At 58.9% G+C, this 3,752-nt stretch carries 5 protein-coding genes, 1 pseudogene and 1 riboswitch; of the genes and pseudogenes, 3 read left to right on the top strand and 3 right to left on the bottom strand.

Features of this window, described 5'->3' with window-relative positions; genetic code table 11:
- Positions 1–199: pseudogene (locus DOU50_RS00885) on the top strand (SDR family oxidoreductase); the annotation flags it as partial.
- Position 200: 1 nt separating this feature from the next.
- Here DOU50_RS00885 and DOU50_RS00880 read toward each other — a convergent pair.
- Positions 201–560, bottom strand: a complete 360-nt coding sequence (locus DOU50_RS00880; protein WP_024909625.1) for a winged helix-turn-helix transcriptional regulator — start codon at positions 558–560, stop codon at positions 201–203.
- Between the two features lie 100 nt (positions 561–660).
- Between DOU50_RS00880 and DOU50_RS00875 the strand changes: the two genes are divergently transcribed.
- Positions 661–1,410 carry an SDR family oxidoreductase gene (locus DOU50_RS00875; RefSeq protein ID WP_148768536.1) on the top strand — a complete coding sequence of 250 codons (750 nt, stop codon included), beginning with the start codon at positions 661–663 and terminating at the stop codon, positions 1,408–1,410.
- Position 1,411: 1 nt separating this feature from the next.
- On the opposite strand, the gene DOU50_RS00870 is transcribed toward DOU50_RS00875, so the two are convergent.
- Positions 1,412–1,915: a DedA family protein gene (locus DOU50_RS00870; RefSeq protein ID WP_048989864.1), complete on the bottom strand. Its 504-nt coding sequence runs from the start codon at positions 1,913–1,915 to the stop codon at positions 1,412–1,414.
- Between the two features lie 160 nt (positions 1,916–2,075).
- Positions 2,076–2,245, top strand: a riboswitch (M-box (ykoK) riboswitch).
- Between the two features lie 60 nt (positions 2,246–2,305).
- Between DOU50_RS00870 and DOU50_RS00865 the strand changes: the two genes are divergently transcribed.
- Entirely contained in the window at positions 2,306–3,307 is a 1,002-nt protein-coding gene (locus DOU50_RS00865) for a magnesium transporter (protein ID WP_029741838.1), read from the top strand.
- Between the two features lie 45 nt (positions 3,308–3,352).
- Here DOU50_RS00865 and DOU50_RS00860 read toward each other — a convergent pair.
- Positions 3,353–3,752 (bottom strand): M20/M25/M40 family metallo-hydrolase (locus tag DOU50_RS00860; RefSeq protein ID WP_148768535.1); only part of this gene is annotated, 400 nt, incomplete at its 5' end.

Here is a 3,752-nt window from a genome sequence, read left to right as displayed (position 1 = left end):
GGACGATCTGCCGGAAGGTTCGGTAATGACCACCGACGATATGGTGGATGCGTCGCTGGCGGGTCTGGATCAGGGTGAACCGATCACCATCCCGCCGATGCATGATGCAGGCCTGTGGGAGCGCTACGAAGCGGCGCGCCTTGAGCTGTTTAGCAGCGCACGCACCGGCATCCCGGCACCGCGCTACGTAAAACAGTAGCCTAACGCTGAAGCTGGTCGCCGTACTCGCTCATCCAGGCGGCCAGCGGCGAGAGTGCGTCCTGCAGGGTTAACCCCAGCCCGGTGATCTGATACTCCACGCGCGGCGGGATCTCCGGGTAGACCGTCCGCGTCACCAGCCCGCGCTGTTCAAACAGGCGCAGCTGCTTCGTCAGCTCTTTCTGGGTGATGGGGGCAGCCGCCCGCAGCAGGTCGCCAAAGCGTACGGGCGTATTAAAGACAATCAGGCGATAGAGAATGGGGATCGCCCATTTGCCGGAAATCAGGTTCACAAACTGCGTCATCGGGCAGGTATACGCCTCAGATTTTTTTTCACAGCACTCCTCCAGCATTTCTGCCATAGCACACCTCTTGCCTATTTAGTATCCATTTGGTACCTGGTTTCCTTTCGATACTAACGTTTCTATAGTGCTTTCTCCAGAGACATTTCAGGAGAAGAACATGGGTCGTTTAACCGATAAGTATACGTTGATTACCGGCGGCACCAGCGGCATCGGTCTTGCCACCGCGCAGGCGTTTATCGCCGAAGGGGCGCGCGTCGCCGTGACCGGACGCAACCCGGACACCCTCGCCGAAGCAGTGCGCATTCTGGGCGATAAGGCCTGGGTGATCCCAACCGATGCGGGCGATATCGCGTCGCAGAAAGCGCTGGCGGAAACCCTCGCCGCCCGCTGGCCGCGCCTCGACGCGGTGTTTCTCAACGCCGGCGACGTAACGCACGCGCCGCTGGAAGCCTGGCAGGAGGATGCGTGGGATCGCCTGATGGGCATCAACCTGAAGGGACCGTTCTTTTTAATTCAGGCGCTGCTGCCGCTGCTGAATAACCCGTCGTCGGTGATCCTCTGCGGCTCCGTGAGCGCGCGCATCGGCCTGCCCACCAGCAGCGTGTATGCCGCGAGCAAGGCCGCCCTGCTGTCGCTGGCGCGTACGCTGTCGGCGGAGCTGCTGCCGCGCGGGATCCGCGTTAACGGCCTGAGCCCCGGTCCGGTGGAAACCCCGGCCTTTACCAAAACGGGCTTAAGCGAAGAGGCGCTTAACGCAATGATGGCGGACATCATCAAGCTGGTGCCGCTCGGCAGAATGGGCTCGACGACGGAGCTGGCAAAAGCCGCGCTCTATCTGGCGTCCGACGAGTCGAGCTACACGGTAGGAACGGAGCTGCTGGTGGACGGCGGCATGGGGAGTTTGTAACTCAAAAGGCGCTGATGCCGGTGACGATGCCGACATACAGCGCCGCCCATACGCAGGCGGAAATCAGGCTGACGGCGTAGACCTTTGCTGCATTCAGCCTGAGCATCCCCGCCGCCAGCGGGACGATGTAACGCAACACCGCCAGAAATCGCGACGTAAAGAGCACGATGACACCGTTCTTTTGCAGCTGATGCTGTACCCGCAAGAACTTGTCGGCATGCTTTGAGGTAAAACGCGTGACCAGCCGGGTGTGCCCCATCAGCTGGCCGATATGGTAGTTCAGCACCGAGCCCGCCGTTGCCCCCAACACCACGGCCAGCCACGCCAGCGCAGGATGCATGCTCGCCTGGCTGACGGTCATGCCCGCCAGCAGCATCACCGAGGCGGGCGGCAGCACGGAGGAGATCAGCACCGTCGACTTGCTCAGCGCCATCATAAATAACAGCGCGAACAGATGTGCCGGATACAGCGCAAAATGATTCAGCAGATTATCAAACCACGCCATTTGCTTCTCCTCCGTTGATTATATAATCCTCCATTAGAAATGAATGACCTTAAATAAACCATCAACGCTTTATTAAATAAGATTCTCCTAAACCGTTCTTAAACATTATTTAATTTCCCGAGCGGCAATATCAAATAAGCGTATTATTTCCCTCGTTTTACAACGATCTCGTTATGGCGAGGCTCCTGTACAAATACACGTTATCGCTCTGGTAGGTTCGAGAGAATCGACACAGGGTAAAACAGGCACTGTCGAATCAAGGCTTTGTCAGTATAACTTCCCTCACGGGATACGGTGTACAGTGCTGAACCCAGGACGTGGGGATCTCCTCTTCGACATGCCCTGTCTTGCTCGCCCCTGAGAGATTTTATTATTCAAAGGGAATTCACTATGTCTTACGCTATTCACAACCAAAACCTGGCATTCAATGACAGCGCGATCGCGCAATATATGAATACCGATTTTATTGTCCTCGATATTTCATTATGCGTGGCGCTGGCGCGCGAGCAATTCTTCGAAAAATTAAAAGACGACGATATTCCGTCTCATATTTTTATTGAAGACAATGGCCGCCTGGCGGGCATGATTGCCGTGCGTAAATTGCTGCAGACCGCCGATACGGTACAGCCGGTGAAATCGCTGATGATTTCGCAGTTTTTGCAGGTCAAACCGGAGGATGAACGTGCCGACGTTGCCGGGCTGCTGGCGCACGGCGGCGCGGACGTGGTGCCCGTGGTCACCCACGGCAAGCTCGTCGGCTGTCTGACCGAGCGCGAAATCGCCCATCTGCTGGAAGATGACGTCACCGAGGATGCTCAGCTTCAGGGGGCGACGCTACCGCTGGAGAAGCCCTATCTGGATACCAGCCCGTATAGCCTGTGGAAAAAACGCTCCGTCTGGCTGCTGCTGCTGTTTGTCGCGGAGGCCTACACCAGCTCGGTGATCCAGCATTTTGAAGAGGCGCTGGAGTCCGCCATCGCGCTGGCGTTTTTTATTCCGCTGCTGATCGGCACGGGCGGCAACAGCGGGACGCAGATCACCTCCACCCTGGTGCGCGCCATGGCGCTGGGGGAAGTCCGTCTGCGCGACGTTGGCCGCGTGCTGCGTAAAGAGATGACCACCTCGCTGATGATTGCCGCCACGCTCGGTATTGCCGGGTGCATTCGCGCCTGGATGATGGGGATTGGGCTGGAAATCACGCTTATCGTCAGCCTGACGCTGGTGTGCATTACGCTCTGGAGTGCGATTGTCTCGTCCGTCATTCCGATGGTGCTCAAGCGCTGCGGCATTGACCCGGCGGTCGTCTCCGCGCCGTTTATCGCGACGCTGATCGACGGCACCGGGCTGATTATCTACTTTAAGATCGCGCAATATACGCTGGGGCTGGAGTAACGCTGTTTCCTGCCGGGTGGCGCTACCGCTTACCCGGCCTACAAATTAACGCGCACCACCGTCAGCCAGCGTTCTCACCGCCCGCCCAAATGCCTCAATCGCCAGGGCGACATCCTCAGCCATCACCGATTCGGCCGGATGGTGGCTGACCCCGCCCCTGCAGCGCACAAACAGCATCCCCACCGGCCAGCGTTCCGCCAGGGCGATGGTGTCATGGCCGGCGCCGCTGGGCAGGGATAACGAGCGCCCCTGCACCGTTTCAACGGCCTGCCCCAGCAGATCCTGCAAACGCGCATCGCACGGCGTGGCGGCGATACGGTAAAACTCCTCGGCGCTGAAGCTCAACCCGCGACGCGCGGCAATCGCCTGCGCTTGCGCCAGCAGTTCAGCGAGCAGCGCGTCAAGCGGGGCATCCTGCGGGCCGCGAATATCCAGCGAGAGCGCA

The sequence above is a fragment of the Enterobacter sp. C6 genome (assembly GCF_008122455.1).
GTDB classification, from domain to species: domain Bacteria; phylum Pseudomonadota; class Gammaproteobacteria; order Enterobacterales; family Enterobacteriaceae; genus Enterobacter; species Enterobacter pseudoroggenkampii.
Note: the sequence above shows the minus strand (reverse complement) of the source record. Positions and strands in the feature narration are given on the sequence as shown.